This window comes from Blattabacterium cuenoti, from assembly GCF_014251315.1.
Taxonomy (GTDB): Bacteria; Bacteroidota; Bacteroidia; order Flavobacteriales; family Blattabacteriaceae; genus Blattabacterium; species Blattabacterium cuenoti_AJ.
The window spans coordinates 1-18,941 of record NZ_CP059185.1 but is presented as its reverse complement, the minus strand read 5'-3'; the positions used below and the strand labels follow the sequence as shown (position 1 = coordinate 18,941).

The 18,941-nt window shown below is 25.7% G+C and carries 14 protein-coding genes and 1 other RNA gene; 9 read left to right on the top strand and 6 right to left on the bottom strand.

What is annotated here, in order from left to right:
• Positions 1-1,754, bottom strand: a 1,754-nt coding sequence (locus tag H0H74_RS00075) for a putative LPS assembly protein LptD (RefSeq protein WP_185849238.1), incomplete at its 3' end; no start/stop codon positions are given.
• Positions 1,755-1,781: 27 nt separating this feature from the next.
• Complete coding sequence (folK, locus tag H0H74_RS00070; RefSeq protein ID WP_185849237.1) at positions 1,782-2,279, bottom strand: 2-amino-4-hydroxy-6-hydroxymethyldihydropteridine diphosphokinase; 498 nt, start codon at positions 2,277-2,279, stop codon at positions 1,782-1,784.
• Positions 2,280-2,368: 89 nt separating this feature from the next.
• Here folK and H0H74_RS00065 point away from each other — a divergent pair, with 89 nt between their 5' ends.
• The 7 genes from H0H74_RS00065 (at position 2,369) to lnt (ending at position 10,012) form a co-directional block, all read left to right on the top strand.
• The gene (locus tag H0H74_RS00065; RefSeq protein WP_185849236.1) at positions 2,369-3,409 is read left to right on the top strand and encodes a rod shape-determining protein; all 1,041 of its coding nucleotides are present in this window, start codon (positions 2,369-2,371) and stop codon (positions 3,407-3,409) included.
• 12 nt (positions 3,410-3,421) lie between these two features.
• A complete protein-coding gene (mreC, locus tag H0H74_RS00060) occupies positions 3,422-4,255 on the top strand; it encodes a rod shape-determining protein MreC (RefSeq protein WP_185849235.1) in 834 nt (277 codons plus the stop codon).
• Positions 4,256-4,455: 200 nt separating this feature from the next.
• Positions 4,456-4,764, top strand: a complete 309-nt coding sequence (locus tag H0H74_RS03105) for a hypothetical protein (protein ID WP_238784094.1) — start codon at positions 4,456-4,458, stop codon at positions 4,762-4,764.
• A complete protein-coding gene (gene mrdA, locus H0H74_RS00050; protein WP_185849233.1) occupies positions 4,761-6,665 on the top strand; it encodes a penicillin-binding protein 2 in 1,905 nt (634 codons plus the stop codon). Before H0H74_RS03105 ends, mrdA begins: the two co-directional genes overlap by 4 nt.
• Positions 6,649-7,890: a rod shape-determining protein RodA gene (gene rodA / locus H0H74_RS00045; protein WP_185849232.1), complete on the top strand. Its 1,242-nt coding sequence runs from the start codon at positions 6,649-6,651 to the stop codon at positions 7,888-7,890. The genes mrdA and rodA overlap by 17 nt, the downstream gene beginning before the upstream one ends.
• Positions 7,891-7,922: 32 nt before the next feature.
• Positions 7,923-8,334, top strand: a transfer-messenger RNA (tmRNA) gene (gene ssrA, locus H0H74_RS00040).
• 31 nt (positions 8,335-8,365) lie between these two features.
• On the top strand, positions 8,366-10,012 hold the full coding sequence (lnt, locus tag H0H74_RS00035) for an apolipoprotein N-acyltransferase (RefSeq protein ID WP_185849487.1): 1,647 nt from the start codon (positions 8,366-8,368) through the stop codon (positions 10,010-10,012).
• Positions 10,013-10,018: 6 nt separating this feature from the next.
• Here the strand turns inward: lnt and H0H74_RS00030 are convergent, their stop codons facing one another.
• On the bottom strand, positions 10,019-11,551 hold the full coding sequence (locus H0H74_RS00030; RefSeq protein ID WP_185849231.1) for an NAD(P)H-hydrate dehydratase: 1,533 nt from the start codon (positions 11,549-11,551) through the stop codon (positions 10,019-10,021).
• Between the two features lie 93 nt (positions 11,552-11,644).
• Between H0H74_RS00030 and H0H74_RS00025 the strand changes: the two genes are divergently transcribed.
• Positions 11,645-12,832, top strand: coding sequence for a dihydrolipoamide acetyltransferase family protein (locus H0H74_RS00025; protein WP_185849230.1), 1,188 nt, complete (start codon positions 11,645-11,647; stop codon positions 12,830-12,832).
• A gap of 10 nt (positions 12,833-12,842) precedes the next feature.
• Positions 12,843-13,340, top strand: a complete 498-nt coding sequence (locus H0H74_RS00020; protein ID WP_185849229.1) for an inorganic diphosphatase — start codon at positions 12,843-12,845, stop codon at positions 13,338-13,340.
• Here the strand turns inward: H0H74_RS00020 and aspS are convergent.
• The 3 genes from aspS to nusA are packed head-to-tail and all read right to left on the bottom strand — an operon-like array spanning position 13,326 to position 18,941.
• Positions 13,326-15,038, bottom strand: coding sequence for an aspartate--tRNA ligase (gene aspS, locus H0H74_RS00015; RefSeq protein WP_185849228.1), 1,713 nt, complete (start codon positions 15,036-15,038; stop codon positions 13,326-13,328). The genes H0H74_RS00020 and aspS overlap by 15 nt on opposite strands.
• A 9-nt stretch (positions 15,039-15,047) precedes the next feature.
• Positions 15,048-17,639, bottom strand: a complete 2,592-nt coding sequence (gene infB, locus H0H74_RS00010; protein ID WP_185849227.1) for a translation initiation factor IF-2 — start codon at positions 17,637-17,639, stop codon at positions 15,048-15,050.
• Between the two features lie 48 nt (positions 17,640-17,687).
• On the bottom strand, positions 17,688-18,941 hold the full coding sequence (gene nusA / locus H0H74_RS00005; protein ID WP_185849226.1) for a transcription termination factor NusA: 1,254 nt from the start codon (positions 18,939-18,941) through the stop codon (positions 17,688-17,690).

The window sequence follows — 18,941 nt, the reverse complement described above, 5'->3', positions numbered from 1 at the left end:
TTTTCTTTTTCTTTTTTAGAAAAATTTATTCCTGCCTTATATTTTACTTCTAAATTTTTTGCTAAATCAGTATTCCCCATAACATGAAAATTATCCCATTTTATGAAATTACGATCAATAATAAATGAGGCCTTTATTTCTTTTATAAATTCTATTTTTTTAGGAACATCAACGTGATTCCATGAATTTTTGATTATCCAATCGTTATTTAAAATCAAATTTATTCTTTTTTCAAGATGATTTTTTACGTCATAAGAAATAGTAGGAAAGTATATCATATGAAAAGATAAAATCGGTTCGATTTGATGTTTTAATAGAATACTATTTTTTAATTTCCAAATTTTATAAAATGGAATAGATACTATATTTGTTGAAAAATTTATTTTTTTTAAACTTGAAACATGAAAGTGTGGAAAATTCCACGCATAAAAATCCTCATATAAAATTTTAGATGAAATCTTAAAATAAGGATAAAAAAAAGAAAAATAAGTATTCATGCTCATATTGTGATTAAATCCAGCATGAAAATATGTTGTTTTTGTTTTATGAAAATTTATAAAATTATAGAATTGTAATCTATTTTCAACATTTACCTGATTTAAAAAATAATTTTTTTTATCATTAAAAAGTATATTATTTGTATGTAAAATTAACTCTGGAATTATAAATTTTATTTTCTTTTTATCATGATTTTGAATCATATAAATATCGATAAACCACAAATAATTATAAAATTTTTTTCTTATGTTGATATAAGAAAAATCCTCATTTTTATTTTTATTATGTAAAATAATATTGTTATAATTAATATTTGCATTGAAATTTATTTCAGAATTTGATTTAAAATCTGAATTATGTTTCCATTGAAACAGATAATTTTTTTGTTGATTTAACATATTTTGATAATCAAAATTAATAAATCCATGATAAGAATATCTTAATTTATATTCTATCTTTGTTTTAATTTTCCATTCTTCAGTATTATATATGGAAGCATTTATCCTAAAATTTAAAAAATCAGAAATAGGAAAAAATAATCCTAAATCTTCCATGTAAATTTTTTTATTCTGAATTCCGAATTTTGGATATATAATACCAGAAGATGCTTGTTTCAATTTTATAGGCATGTATAAAAAAGGAAAAAAAATAGGCATTGGAACTCTATACCAATAGAAAAAAATTGGGCCTGAAAAAATATATTTTTTCAAATAAGAATATTTTAAATAATCTGTTTTTAAATAAAAATCAGGAAAATTATCTTTCTTTTTCAAAAAAAAGGGATCTGATATATATATAATTTTTTTCATTAAAATATCCTCTTTTTTTTTCAAAATATCATTAGCTATTACAATATGATTTTTTTCTTTTATATAGAAGTTCTTACCTTCTCCTATTTTATGATTTAAATTAAAGTGAATTTTTTTGAAAAAATATTGTTTATTTTTTCTTTGTAAAAGAACAGATTTATCTTTTGATAAAGCATACAAATCTCCATTTTTCCAACTAAATTCTATATAATCTGCTTCAATTTTTGTGTTATCATATTCTATAGAAGCTTGTCCTCTTAAATATGATTTTCCTTCTTTTATATCATGTTCTTGTATATTTGATTTATATTTTAAAACATTTTTTATAAAAGAAAAATCGTTTTTTTGATGATTATCAATAAAATCATCATTTTTTTCATTTCCGTAAAAGATAGAGATAGAAAAAATAAATAATATGATATAGACAGAAATCCGAATTTTATGCAAATTGATTTATTTAATAAGTAAAGTTTATTATAAAATTTTTTTTACATATAATTTATCCATACATACCCCTAACATTTCTAAGATAGTTAAATTAAATATTGGATGATTTTTATTTGGATCTATTTCACACATAGGCTCTAAAACAAATCTTCGTAAATGTAATAATGGATGAGGAATTGTCAAAATGAAACTACATATAATAATATGATCATAAAATAAAATATCTATATCTATTTCTCGATTTTGATACTCTCCTTTACAAGAATTTTTTCTTCTTCCTATAAGGAATTCTACATTCGAAATCTCTTTTAAAAGATCAATAGGAGAATAATTTGTTTTTATATGTAAAGCTCTATTATAAAAAATAGAATAATTTTTCATATTCCATGCTTCGCTTTCGAAACATGATGACATTTTAATAATCTTACCAATTTTTTGAGATATTAAAATTAAAGATTTATCCAAATATTTTTTTTTATCTTTTTTATTGCTCCCTTGCAACAAGAATACATCATGTTCTTTCAAAATAAAAATTATTATAACATATTTAATATACTGAAAAACTGTAATTTTATTTTTAAATTAGGTGGATATTTTCATAAAAAAAAATATTAATGGGATTAGTAGTAGATTTTATGAAGAATCTTTTTACTCAAGAAATAGCTATAGATTTAGGAACAGCAAATACATTGATTATGCATAATAACAAAGTAATAGTTGATCTTCCTTCAATAATAGCTATAGATGTAAGAACAAAAAAAGTATTAGCTGTAGGAGAAGAAGCTAAACAAATGCAAGGGAAAACACATGAAAATATTAAAATATACAAACCATTGAAAGATGGGGTAATTGCAGATTATCAAGTAGCAGAACTTATGATTAAAGAATTTATTAAGAAAATTCCAGGAGTCAATAATAAATTTTTTACTCCATCATTAACAATGGTTATTTGCATTCCATCCGGAATAACAGAAGTGGAAAAAAGGGCAGTCAAAGATTCAGCTCAGCATCTTAACGCTAAAGAAGTTTATCTTATTGAAGAACCCATGGCAGCTGCTATTGGTTCAGGAATTTCTGTAACTAAAGCAGAAGGAAATATGATCATTGACATAGGAGGGGGGACCACAGAATGTGGAGTCATAGCTTTAGGTGGAATTGTATGTCAAAAATCTATAAAAATAGCTGGAGATGTTTTTACTAATGACATTGCCTATTTTCTTCGTTCTAAATATAATCTGTACATTGGAGAAAGAACTGCAGAAAAAATAAAAATAGACATAGGAGCGGCTATGGAATCTATAGAAACTCCTCCGGAGGATATTCATATACAAGGAAGAGATCTCCCTACAGGAAAACCTAAGGAAATGAATCTTTCTTATAAAGAAACAATTCCTGCTTTAGATAAATCAATTTTACGAATTGAGGATGCTGTCATGGAAACTCTTTCTAGAACTCCACCGGAACTCGCCGCAGATATTTACAAAACAGGAATATATATGGCTGGAGGAGGATCTCTTTTAAGAGGATTAGATAAAAGAATATCCAATAAAACCGGACTTTCTGTTTCCTTAGTTGAGGATCCTTTGAGGGCTGTGGTAAAAGGAACAGGAGTAGCGTTAAAAAATATTGATAAATTTACATTTTTAATGAAATAGGAGACTAATCTTATGCGTGAATTTATTAATTTTTTTTTAAAATGGCGTTTTATTATTTTCTTTTTTTTACTAGAATTTTCTGCTATTTTTCTTTCTTTTTCAAATTCAAAATTTCATCAATATATTTATGCTGGTTCTTCCAATTTTATAATTGGGAAAATTTATGAAACTATCTATAAACTGCGTAGTTATTTTTTACTAGAAATTGAAAATCAAAAACTTCTAAATGAAAATAGAAAGTTACGTGACGCTCAAATATCTTATAAAATAAGAAAAATATCTAAAGATTTTAAAGAAGAAGATATTAATTATTTACAACAGTATACTTTTACTCCAGTACAAATTATAAATAATAGTATTCACGAACAAGATAATTATATAACAATCAACAAAGGAAATATAGACGGGATAAAACCAGATATGGGAATTATATTATCTAATGGTATTGCAGGAATTATAATCAAAACTTCTCCACATTTTAGTATAGCAATTTCTCTTTTAAACCCCAAAATTAAAGTTAATGCTAGGTTAAAGAAAAATAAGTGCTTTGGAACTCTTAGTTGGGATGGAGTAGATCATGAATATGTAATTTTATATGATATTCCAAGACATTCCACTATACATAAAGGAGATATTGTAGAAACAGATGGAAAATCCGCTACTTTTCCTGAAGGAATTCCAATAGGAAAAGTCCATTCTTATAAATTTGATGAAGAACATGCTAATTATATTATAAAAGTAAAACTCATGGCTAATTTTTCTACTATAGAAAACGCTTATGTTGTGAAAAATTTTTTTAAAAAAGAATGGAATGATCTTCAGCTTTATAAAGTTGAAAATAAATAATGAATTTACTCAAAAGTTTTATTATTTCTATATTTTATATTTTTATTTTTTGTTTAATTCAAATATCAATATTAAATCCTTTATTTTCAGAATTCTATTCTTATATATATATTCTTTTTATATTAATATATCCATATAATGAAAATAGGTTTGTATTTTTATTTCTATCATTTTTAATAGGATGGGTAATTGATCATTGTATGAATTCTGGAGGAATTCATGCTTTTTCTTCTACTTTATCTGCTTTTTTAAGATTGAAATTTTTACAGTTTTTTGATGGAAAAAATTTTATAAATAGAAACGATTTTTCAATTTATGAATTGCCTTTTGTTAGAAAAACACTTTATATATTTTCATTAGTTCTTACACATTATTTTTCTTTGTTAATATTAGGAATATTTAAGGGAAATATTTTCAATCAAATTGTTTTATTTAGAACAATATTTAGCAGTATTTTTACAACTATTTTATGTATTATATATTTTTTTTTCAAAAAAATTAAACATTGAAAAAATTATATAAATTTTACATTTTATTAAGTTCTGTAGCCCTAATTCTTATAATCAGACTATTTTATATACAAATATATACGGAAAAGTATATTTTAAATGCTTTTAATACTTCTATCAAACAAGAAATTATTATTCCTGAAAGAGGATCTATTTTTGATAGAAATGAAAATTTATTGGTTTTTAACAAATCTATTTATGAATTAATAGTTATTCCTATTCTTATAGATGAACATTTCAATATCGTGGAATTTTGCAATCTTGTAGGAATTGAGAAAAATACTTTTTCTAAAAATTTAGAAAAAGCAAAAGCTTATTCTAAGTATTTACCATCCGTTTTTTTACCTTTTATTTCAAAGGAAAAATTTGCTACTATACAAGAGAAACTTTATAAATATAAAGGTTTTGATTGGACAAAACGTTCTCTTAGGGATTATAAAGTAGAAAGTTCAGCCAATATTTTAGGATATATAGGAGAAGTTACTCAAAAAGATATTAAAAAAGAATCTAATTATTATCAAATAGGAGATTTTATTGGTTGGGCTGGAGTAGAAAAATCTTATGAAAAAATTTTGAGAGGAAAAAAAGGAGTAAAATATTGGTTAAGAGATAGAAAAGGATGTATTATTGGAAGTTATAATAATAGAAAAAATAATATAAAAGCTGTTAGTGGAAATGATATTTCTTTAACCATAGACTGGAATTTACAAAATTATGCAGAACAGCTTATGTATCAAAAAAAGGGAGGAATCGTTGCTATAAATCCTAAAAATGGAGAAATTTTATCCTTGGTCTCTAGCCCTATTAATAATCCTAATTTATTTGTAGGTATAAATCGTTCTAAAGAATTTCAAAAATTAATGAAAGATACAATAGATAATCCTTTATTTGATAGAAGTACACAGGCCCGTTATCCACCTGCTTCTCCATTTAAATTACTTACTGAATTAGCAGGTCTACAAATGGGAGTTGTAGATCCCAATACTACTTTTATATGTTATAAGGGATTTAAATATGGAAGAAAAAGAATTCATTGCCATTCTGGAATTCATGGATTCCCTATAGGGATAGAAACAGCGGTGGCTGTTTCTTGTAATAATTATTTTGCTCAAGTTTATAAACGTGTTATAGAAAAATATCCTAAAAATTTAACAAAAGGAGTTAATGAATGGTGTGATATTATTAAAAGTTTCGGTTTTGGAAATTACTTATATAACGATTTAGCTACAGGAGAAAAAGGTGTTATTCCTTCTGGAGATTATTATAATAAAAAATATGGAACAACAAAATGGAATGCTATCACGATTATTTCTAATAGTATAGGTCAAGGAGAGATTAATGTAACTCCTATGCAATTAGCTAATATGGTATGTGCTATAGCAAATAGAGGTTTTTTTTATACTCCACATATAGTAAAACGAATTAATCATCAACCTATATCAAATCCTAATTATACTGTAGCTAAATACACAAAAGTTAAAAGTAAATATTTTGATTTGATTATTAGTGGAATGGAAAAAGTTTTCATTATTGGAACTGGAAAAAATTTTAAATCATCCGACATTAGAATGGCTGGAAAAACAGGAACGGCTCAAAATTTTATTAAAGTGAATCATAAAATAGTTTCTTTACCCGATCATTCTATTTTTATATTGTTTGCCCCAGTAGAAGATCCTAAAATCGCTATTTCTGTTATAATAGAAAATGGAGGATTTGGATCTCGTTGGGCTGGGCCTATTGCTAGTCTTATTGCAGAGAAATATATAAAAAATAATGTAATTAGAAAAAATATGGAACAAAGAATAATGACTTCAGGACTGAAAAAAATATATAGTTCAATAGCAAAAATGAAAAAATTAAATAATTTTTACACAAAAAATTATCTTGGTAAAAAGAAATAAAATATTGTTTAGAAACATAGATTGGGGGGTTGTTTTTATTTATATTATTATGATTTTTTTTGGGTATATGAATTTATATTCCGTATCTCCAGAAAAAGCAGAAAAACAATTAATATGGATATTATTAAGTTTTATTTTTATATTTATTATTTTTCTATTTAAGCCTATTCATTATAAGCATATAACTCCATTTTTCTTTTTATTTACGTTGTTTCTTTTGATTGGAGTATTTTTTTTCGGAAAAAATATAAATGGGTCAAAATCTTGGTATGTTTTTGGTTCTATTAGTTTTCAACCATCTGAGTTAGCTAAAATATCAACATCTTTAATGATCGCTCATATTATGAGTCAAGAAGATATCGAAAATAATAATAAAGGATTATTACATATATTTGTCATATTAGTATTACCTGCCTTTTTGATACTTTTACAACCTGATCCTGGTTCTTCTATAGTTTTTTCCTCTTTTCTTCTTACTTTATACAGAGAAGGATTATCTATTTATTTTATACTTTATTTTTTGTTTTATATTTTTTTGTTTATAATTTCGTTAAATCTATCTCCTTGGATTGTAGTTCTAATTTTATTTATTAGTTTTGTTTTTTTCTTTCTTTTTAAGAAAAAGATATTATTTATTGATTTATTTTTTTATATATTTTTATTTATTAGTTTTTCAGTTTTTTCTGTTTTTTCTCCATTTTTTTTTCAAAAATTTTTAAAACAACATCATAAAGATAGAATCAATATTTTATTTCAAAATGAATTTGATAGGAAATATAGAGATAATGTAGGATATAATTTGTTATATTCTAAAACAGCTATTGGTTCTGGAAAATTTTTTGGAAAAGGATATCAAAAAGGAACTGTTACAAAAGGAAAATTTGTTCCTGAGCAGCATACTGATTATATTTTTTGTACAGTAGGAGAAGAATGGGGTTTTATAGGAAGTGTAATTCTGATTATATTTTATTTATTATTTATTAGTCGTATTTATTTTTTATCTGAAAGACAAAAAGATGTTTTTGGAAGAATTTTTGGATATTCAGTTGGAAATATTCTCTTTATTCATTTAATTATTAATTTAGGGATGGTTATGGGGCTTTTCCCTACCATAGGGATTGTTCTTCCTTTTTTTAGTTATGGAGGATCTTCTCTTTGGTCTTTTACTGTTTTATTATTTATCTTTATAAGAATGGATGCATTAGATCAAACTAGTTTGATCTAAAATTAGTGTATAAATAATGATTTTAAAAATTAGGGGCTGATTTTGGATTTGACAGAAAGATGAGTAATAAAAGAAAGCATATCGTGTTACGTAAGGTCTTACACGTAAATCAAGCGTTACAGAATATATAAATGGCGAAAAAGAATACGCTTTTGCTGCTTAATGTTTTTTAACAAATACATTATAGCTTAATCTGCAAAAAATGCAGAAGCAAAATATCTCTCAGAAATTATTCCTTATAATTTCTGATACAGAGGTACTGAAAAAGTCTTAAGGATAAGAAAACAGATGATTCTTAAGTTTTCTGAAACTATATTTTGAATCTTCAGTTTTTATTCTGGATCCAAAACTTGGATAAAAATGTAAAAATTTTTTTGGATAAATATGTAGAAATCTTTTATACTGCTTTTTTGGACGCGGGTTCGAATCCCGCCAGCTCCACTTATTTTATTTATATTCATTAAATTTTACACAAATAAAAAAAGTTGAATTTTTTATATACAGTGTATTTTCCGGCGTATTATTAGGACTGGGATGGCCCACTTATGGTTCTCCTATATATTTGTTTATCGCTTTTATTCCTTTATTATATATAGAAAATTATTTGAATCATTCTTTATTTTCTATTTTATTATTTTCTTTTATTACTTTTTTAACATGGAATGCTATTTCTACATGGTGGTTATCTTATGCAAAAAGAGCTAATGGAACTTTTGCAATAGAAGCTTATTTAGCCCCTGTTTTACTTAATGCTCTTTTTATGTCAATTATTTTTTCTTTTTATTCATGTATAAAAAAACATGTAAAAAACAAAAAAATAGGATATGTATTTTTAATTTGTTTATGGATTTCATTTGAAAAAATGCATTTAGAATGGGAATTATCTTGGCCATGGCTAAATTTAGGAAATGGTTTTGCTAATCGTACGGAATGGATTCAGTGGTATGAGTATACAGGAATTTTAGGAGGGTCTATATGGATATGGATAGTCAATATTGGATTGACAGAATCCATTTTTCAGTATAAAAATGATAAAAATATCTTATTCTTATATAAGAAAATATTTTTCAATATAGGAATCATTTTTTTCATGATTTTTATTTCAAATCTTATATATATAAAATATAAAAGGAATCAACATGAACGTACTGCAAATGTATTAATTTTACAGCCCAATATAGATCCATATAATAAAAAATACCGTATTTCAACAGATGAATTAATTTTCAAATTAAAAAAATTAATAGATCAAAAAATATCTAAGGAATCTATGATTATTATAGCTCCTGAAACCATGTTTCCAGGAAAAGGAAACAAAATACGAATAAAAGATATAAATAAAAACAAAATCATTTCTACTTTTCAAGATTACTTAAAAAATAAATCTCCAAATACAGTGTTTATAACAGGAGTAGAATTATATACTTTATATCGTAAAAATAAAAGTGAAACTTCCATTCCTATTTTTCAAAAAGAAAAAAAAAATACACAATGGGTAGATATTTTTAATTCTGTAATTCAAATAGGAAGTAATGAAAATATTGAATTTCATCATAAATCTAAGTTAGTTCCAGCAGTAGAAACTTTTCCTTATAAAAAAATTTTTTCACCTATATTAGGAAATATATTACTTAATTTTGGAGGAACTGTAATGGAACTTGGAAAAGAAAAGGATCCTTCTGTTTTTAAATATCCTTATTTGGGTATAAAAATAGCTCCTATTATTTGTTATGAATCTGTTTTTGGAGAATATGTTTCTAGTTTTTTTAGAAAAAAAAATGTAGAATTAATGATCATTATTACTAATGATGGATGGTGGGGGTTATCACAAGGACATAAACAACATATGTATTACGCTCGTATTAGAGCGATTGAAAATCGAAAATGTGTAGCTAGATCTGCAAATACAGGGATTTCTTGTTTTATTGACGAAAAAGGAGAAATTATGTCATATATTCCTTATGGAAAGGAAGGTTTTTTGTATAAAAAAATATTTCTCAATAGAAATAAAACTTTTTACATTAAATATGGAGATTTTATTTCTAAAATTTGTTTGTTGACAACAATCATAATTTTATTATATACCATTACATATAAATTTTACACAAAAAAATTTGAATAAATAAACTTAAATTTTTAGCTTCAGATAAGCTTCCCCTATATGATTAATAATATCATTAGCCATGATAGCTTCTTCACTTAATTTTTTTGAGGCTATATCTCCTGCTAATCCGTGTAAATAAACACCCATTATACATGATTCTTTTTTAGAATATCCTTGAGATAAAAAACTCATTATCATTCCAGTGAGTACATCTCCACTACCAGCTGTTGACATACCTGTATTTCCTGTACTATTAAAGTATAGATTTCCATCAGGCGTTGAAACAACAGAATGAGCTCCTTTTAACACAATAAAAATTTTATATTTTCTAGACATCTTTTTTAAGAGATGTAATTTTTCATAATCATTTTTCCATGATCGACATAATCTTTGAAATTCTTTTGGATGTGGAGTGAGAATGGTTTCTTCCGGAATAAGATCCAATAATAGTGATTTATGTGATAATATATTTATGGCATCTGCATCAATTATCATAGGAATTTTTTTGTTTTTTAACAAAAAAGATTCTAGAGCGTACACAGTTTTGGGGTGTATTCCCATTCCCATTCCTATTCCTATTGCATTTATATTTTCATTAGGAATCACAATATTACTAATCCAATGTTTTTTCGTGTTATCTGTATTTACAATAGCCTCTGGAAGTGAATTTTGTATAATTTGATATCCATCAAAAGGAACATATACACTTAATTTTCCTATTCCAGAACGAAAACTAGCAGTTGCGGACAAAATAACAGAACCGATCATCCCAAAACTTCCACCTATAATCATTCCATGTCCATAATTTCCTTTATGTGAAAATTTCTTTCTTATTTTTTTTTTATATATAGCATGAATATATACATCATCTATATAAAAATTATTCGTTTGTATTTTACGAATAAAATTTTCTTTCCATCCAATATTTATTAAATACCATTTCCCAACATAATCTTCGTAATTTGGTAATAAAAAAGGTAGTTTTGGTACTTGAAAAGTTAAAGTGTGAGTAGCTTTGATTATTCCTTCAAAGATTTCATGACTTTTTTCTATAAAAAGTCCAGATGGAATGTCTATGGATATAACTGCTTTAAATTTTTTTTCGTTGATATAATGGAAAAAAGATTTCCAATATTGATTAATTGTACGATTAAATCCTATTCCAAAAATAGCATCAATAATATAACTTTCCTTATTAAAAAATGGGAATTTTTCACCTTCATCAATTATTTTAAAATTTATTCCATGTTGTAATACTTTTCTTTTGTTGATTAAAAATTCATTTGAAAAATGATTAGAAATGTTAACTCCATATACCGAAACTTTTGCTCCATATAAATGTAACATATAAGATAAAGATAATCCATCTCCTCCATTATTTCCATTTCCTACTAATACTATGAATGGAATTTTTTTAATTTTAAAATATTTGTTATGAATAATCCAATTAAAACAATTTTTAGCTGCTCTTTCCATTAATTGAACAGAAGAAATTGATTCGGAATCAATACAATATTGATCTGCTTTTCTGATTTGATTTAAAGAAAGAATTTTCATTTTTTAAAATGAATTTGTTATTTTTGATTTTGTAAGTTTTCTATTTCGTGTAAAATCTGATTAGTATATACAAATATAAAACGATTAATCTAGATGGCCGAGTATAATTTGCCCCTTCCAGCCATGGGTGAAAGTATAGCTGAGGCTACTATCATTCGTTGGTTAAAAGAAGAGGGAGATTCTATAAAAAAAGAAGATCTTTTAGTAGAAATAGCTACAGATAAAGTAGATTCTGAAATATCTTCCCCTGTAAATGGGATCTTAAAAAAGAAACTATTTTCTCCCAATGAAGTTGCTAAAGTGGGGAGTTTCATTGCTATTTTAGAAACAGAAGAAAAATTTTTTTTAAAGAACATGCCAATAGAAAAAAATAAAAAACGTTTTTATTCTCCTCTTGTTCGTACTATTGCTCATAGAGAAGGAATCCGTTTCTATGAATTGGAAACGATAGAAGGAACTGGAGAAAAAGGACGTGTTACTAAGAAAGATATATTAAAATATATTCGTTTTAATAAAAAAAACAGTCCTGTTGTACCTAAATATGATAGTGTTAGAAGTAAAAATAATGATAAAAATGAAGAAATAATTGAAATGGATAGAATACGCAGGATTACTGCAGAACATATGATTAGCAGTAAAAATATTTCTGCACATGTAACTTCTTTTGTCGAGGCGGATGTGACTAATATAGTAAAATGGAGAGATAAAATGAAAGATACTTTTCAGAAAAATACGGGAGAAAAATTAACCTTAATGTCCGTTTTTGTGGAATGTGTAGTAAAAGCTATAAAAGATCTACCCATGATAAATATTTCTGTAAATGGAACAAGTATAATAAAAAAAAGAAATATTCATATAGGATTAGCTACTGCTTTACCCGACGGAAATTTAATTGTTCCTGTGATCAAAAATGCAGATTCTTATAATTTAATAGGATTAATAAAAATTATTAATGATTTAATAAAAAGAGCTAAATCTAATCAATTAAAACCTGAAGAAACTCAGGGGGGGACTTATACTATTAGTAATATAGGTAGCTTTGGAAATCTTTTTGGAACCCCTATTATCCATCAACCGCAAGTTGCTATTATGGCAATAGGTTTAATACAAAAAAAATTGTCGATAATAGAAACACCAGAAGGGGATTTAATAGGAATAAGACATAAAATCTATTTATCTCATTCTTATGATCACCGTGTAATAGATGGTGTTTTAGGTGGTTGTTTTGCTAAAAAAGTAGCTTTATATTTAGAAAGATTTAATTGTTATACAAAAATATAATATAAAAATTATGAAAATCAGTTTTGATGCACTTATTGAAATTCCCAAAGGATGCAGAAACAAATATGAATTTGACAAAAAAAATAATCTAATTCGATTAGATCGAGTCTTGTATTCTCCTATGAGTTATCCAACAGATTATGGTTTTATTCCAAAAACTCTTTCTATGGATGGAGATCCATTAGATGTATTAGTTTTTTTAACAGAACCTACAATTCCAGGTTGTTTAATAAAAGTGAAACCTATAGGAATTTTTTTTATGATAGATGATAAAGGAGAAGATGAAAAAATTATTTGTGTTCCTCTTTCAGATCCTAATTATAATATTATAAATAATATTGATGAGATTTCTTTACATACAAAAAAAGAAATAGAGCATTTTTTTTTAGTATATAAAGATTTAGAAAATAAAAAAGTAAAGATAGGAAATTGGAAGGATAGAAAAGAAGCTATTTCTGTATATCATCAATCTTGTTTACGATATCAAAATCACTTAACGAAAATGTAACTCTTTTAATTTTTCTTTTTCCAATAAAGATGGAGCATTTATCATTAAATCTTTTCCATAATTATTTTTTGGAAAAGCAATAAAATTTTTTATGTTTTTATTTCCTTCCAAAATATTAACTAATCTATCTAATCCAAAAGCAATCCCTCCATGAGGAGGAACTCCATATTCAAAAGCTTTTATAAAAAAACCGAATCTAGATTCTATTTCTCTTTTAGAAAATCCCAAATGTTTAAAAATTAGATTTTGTATGTTTTTATTGTGAATACGTATAGATCCACTTCCGATTTCTACTCCATTTATAATTAAATCATAAGATTTAGAACGAATATTTTTTGGACATTTTTCCAATAAATGAATATCTTCTTCTTTCGGGCTGGTGAATGGATGATGTACAGATTTATATTTTTTCGATCTCTCTTCCCATTTTAAGAGTGGCAAATCTGTAATCCACAAAGGTTTAAAAATTTTAGGATCTTTTAGATTAAAAAAGTCTGCTATTTTTAATCGTATTTTTCCAAGTTCTTTTCTAGTTTTTATTTTTTTTCCGTAAGAAAAAAATAATAAATCACCGGGTAAAGCTTTAAAATATTTTACAAAAATTTTTAAAATTTTTTCGTTTAAAAAATTTTGATTAGAAGAAAGTAAAGTTTGATTATGTAAATATCTTATCCAAAAAAAATTCTTATTTTCTATTGTTTTCAAAAAACAATTTATTTTATCATTATTATGTATGTCATGACATTTTTTAATTTTAATTCCTATCACGAATTCTTGTTCTTTCAATAAAGAAATGTTTTTGATTTTAACTAAATCATTCAATTCTACAAAAGACATAGAAAAACGAATATCAGGGGAATCCGTTCCGTACATTTTTATAGCATCAGAATAAGAAATACGAGGGAAGGAATCTAATTGAATATTCTTAATTTTTTTGAAAATATGTTTAATAAAATATTCAAAAAATACTAATACATCATGTTCTTCTACAAAAGACATTTCACAATCTATTTGTGTAAATTCTATTTGTCTATCAGAGCGAGAATCTTCGTCTCTAAAGCATTTAACAATTTGAAAATATTTGTCTATTCCTCCTATCATCAATAATTGTTTGAATAATTGTGGAGATTGAGCTAATGCATAGAATTTATTAGGATGTGTTCTAGAAGGAACAACAAAACTTCTAGCTCCTTCTGGAGTATCATTAATTAATACAGGAGTTTCTATTTCTAAAAATCCATTTTTAGAAAGAAAATTACGAGTTTCTAAAACCAAATTATGACGAATTATCAAATTATTTTTAATGGGATTTCTTCTAATATCAAGATATCGATAAATCATTCTCATTTCTTCATTTCCATCTGTTTTATTTTCTATAGTAAAAGGAGGAAATAAAGATGAGTTTAATAAATCTATATGGAATACCAAAATTTCGATTTCTCCTGTAGGAATATTGTAGTTTTTAGATAATCTTTCTACTACTTTTCCTTCTACTTTAATCAGAAATTCTTTTTCCAAAGAAAAATTTTCTTTTACTGATTTTTTAGAAACAATTAGTTGTGTGATGCCAAAATAATCTCTAATGTCTATGAAAAATAAAGATCCTAAATTTCTTATTTTTTGAATCCATCCAGATAATATCACTTTTTTTTCAATATCTTTCAAACTCAATTCTCCACAATTATGTGTTCTATACATTATATTTTATTAGTTTTTTTTATATTCGGATAATTCTTCATAAACTTCTATAATATCTCCAGATCTTAAATTGTGATAATTTTTTATTCCTAACCCACATTCATATCCTTTAGAAACCTCTTTAACATCTTCTTTAAAACGTTTTAGAGATGTAAATTCTCCATTGTGAATAACAATCCCTTCTCTGATCAATCTTACTTTTGATTGACGTGATAATTTCCCTTCTATGACCATACATCCAGCTATAGTTCCTGTTTTAGGGATTTTAAAAATTTCTCTAATTTCAGCATTTCCTAATATCTTTTCTCTGATTTCTGGGGATAACATTCCATCCATAGCTTCTTGAATATCATTGGTTACATCATATATAATAGAATAAGTTCGTATTTCTATATTTTCTTTTTTTGCTATATTCTTAGCACCAATATTAGGACGAACATTAAATCCTATAATAATAGCATCTGAAGCACTTGCTAACAAAACATCAGATTCTGTAATCTGACCAACTCCTTTATAAATAATATTGATTACAATAGTATTTGTAGATAATTTTTGAAGAGCATCAGCAATAGCTTCCACTGATCCATCTACATCTCCTTTAATAATAATTTTCAATTCTTTAAAATCACCTAATGCTATACGTCTTCCTATTTCATCTAATGTCAAATGTTTTTGAGCTCGTATATTTTGTTCTCTTTGCAATTGTTCTCTTCTAGACGCCAATTGTTTAGCTTCTTTTTCATCTTTAAATACTTTGAATTTATCTCCCGCAGTAGGAGCTCCATTTAATCCTAGTATAGTAATAGGTTGAGATGGTCCTGCTGAAGGAAGAGATTTACCTCGTTCATCTAAAATATTTTTTACTTTTCCATGATGACTTCCTGCTAAAACATAATCTCCTACTTTTAATGTTCCTCCTTGCAAAAGTAAGGTTGTGATATATCCTCTTCCTTTATCTAGAGAAGCTTCTATTACTGTTCCTATCGCAGGCTTATTTGGATTAGCTTTTAAATTTAAAGATTTTGCCACTAAAAGAACTTTTTCTAATAATTCTTCGATTCCAGATCCCAATTTTGCTGATATTTCTTGAGTAGTATATTTTCCACCCCATTCCTTGACTAAAAAATTTAAATTAGCTAATTGTTCTCTAATTTTATCGGAATTTGCATCAGATTTATCCATTTTATTGAAAACAAAAAGAATAGGAACGTTAGCCGCTTGAGCATGACTAATAGCTTCTTTCGTTTGTGGCATAATCTTATCATCCGCTGCAATAACTATGATTGCGATATCTGTTATTTGCGCTCCTCTTGCTCGCATAGCAGTAAAAGCTTCATGACCTGGAGTATCTAAGAAAGTAATACTTTGATGATTGGAACATTCTACACTATAAGCTGCTATATGTTGAGTAATTCCGCCTGCTTCCCCAGCAATGACATTAGCATTTCTAATATAATCCAACAAAGATGTTTTTCCATGATCCACATGTCCCATTACAGTAATAATGGGAGATCTAGGTTTTAAATGTTCCTCTAAATCTTTATCATCTTGAACCGCCTCTTCTAAATCCAGTCCAACAAATTTTACATCGAATCCAAACTCATCTGCTACTAAAGTTAATATTTCTGCATCTAATCTCTGATTCATAGTAACCATAATTCCTAAAGACATACAAGAAACAATCACATCAGTAGCATTTACTTTCATCATAGATGCTAATTCATTTACTGTAGTAAATTCAGCTAGTTTAAGAATTTTTTCTTCTTTTTTATTTTCTATTTCATTTTGCAAAAGTCTTTTTTCTTTTTTAGACTGACGTTTTTCTTTTCTAATTTTTGAAGCTTTTGATTTTATTCCTTTGGAAGATAACTTTTCTAAAGTTTCTTTAATTTGTTTTTTGATTTGTTCATCAGTAATTATCGATTTTTGTGTATTTTTTTTGTTTTTCGATTTATCTATTTTCTTTTCGTTAGAATGTTTATTGAATTTTTTTTCTTTATTTTGTTTTTTTACTGGAGAAATATTCTTTATTTCTTCAATAAGAATTTCTTTTTTAATTCTTTTTCGTTTCTTTCGAATTTCTGATTTCGTTCTTTTTTTTTCAAATTGAGATAGATCTATTCTATCTCCTGTTAACATGACCCCATCTAACTTCTGATAAATAGTATCAATATGTTCAGGTTTATGATTTTTAAATTTATTTTCTATTTTTTTTTCTTTATGTTGATGTAAATTATTTTTTTTTTCTTCCTTATTCCCATATTTTTTATCTAATATCTCAATATCTATTTTTTTGAATTCAATTAAATTTTCTGATTTATCTCGTATAACTTTGTGATTATGAATATGTTTTGATTTTAATAATTCTTCTTTTATTTTCTCTTTTTCCATTTTTTTTTGCAAAAAAACTTTTTCAGAAGCATCTCGTATTTCCTTGTAAGTTTGAAATTCTCGAACAATAAATTTGTATACTTGTTCTTCTATTTTTGCATTAGGATTATTTTCTACTTGAATTCCTTTTTTTTGTAAAAAACTAATTACTCTTTGTAAGGAAACATTAAATTTGGTTAATACTGTTTTTAATCTGATTTTATCAGTCATATATAAAAATGTATTATGTTAATAACAAAAACATTAGAAAGAAAAAAATTATGGATTTATATTTAATTCTTCTTCAAATTCTTTCCGCAATATGGAAAATATTTTATTTATAGTTTTTTCTTCAAGATGAGTTCGTTTTTTTAAATCATTTTTATTGTAGTTTAAAACAGATTTTGCTGTGTTTAAACCTACTTTATGAAATTTTTCTAAAACTTCTGGTTCTATTTCATCAGAAAATTCTGTTAATTCCACATCATCTTCATAAGGATAATCTTTGAATATATGAATTTTGTATCCGGTTAATTGACTAGCGAGTTTGATATTTTGACCTCCTTTTCCAATTGCTTTCGATATTTCTTCAATTTTTACATACACATTAACATATTTATGTTCTTCATTAACTTCCATCATGGAAACTTTAGCAGGACTTAAAGATCGTGTTATATATAATTGTATATTAGAGGTATAATTGATTACATCAATATTTTCATTTTTTAATTCTCTAACAATAGGATGAATTCTAGAACCTTTCATACCCACACAAGCTCCGACTGGATCAATACGATCATCATAAGATTCTACAGCAACTTTAGCTTTTTCTCCTGGAATTCGTGCTACTTTTTTGACTGTAATTAAACCATCAGAAACTTCTGGAATTTCCACTTTAAAAAGTTCTTCTAAAAAAGATTCGTCTTTTCTGGTAAGAATTGCAAAAGGTTTACTGTCTTTCCAATCCACTCGTTTAACTAAGGCTCTAACTGGATCTCCTTTTCTAAAAAAATCACTTGGAATTTGCTCTTGCTTAGGTAAAACCATTTCATTTTGTTCATCATCTCTCATAATTATTTGTTTCGGTAAAATATGATAGACTTCTACATTAATAATTTCTCCTATTTTATTTTTAAATTTTTTATAAATATTTGTATTATCATATTCATTAATTTTAGAGAGCAAATTTTGTCTTAGAGATAAAATGGCTCTTCTTCCTAAAGATTGTAATTCTACTTTTTCTGTAACTTCTTCTCCGATTTCAAAATCGGGTTCTATTTTTTTAGCTATAGATAGTTCTATTTCCTTATTTGTATCTTTTACTTTTCCATCTTCCACTACTATCCGATTTCTCCATATTTCTAAATCACCTTGATCTGGATTTACAATGATATCGTAATTTTTTGATGATTCATATTTTTTTCTTAGAACACATCGGATAGATTCTTCTAATATAGCCATAAGACTCACTCTATCTATATTTTTTTCATATTTAAAATCTGAAAAAGAATCTATTAAAGCTTCATTATCCAT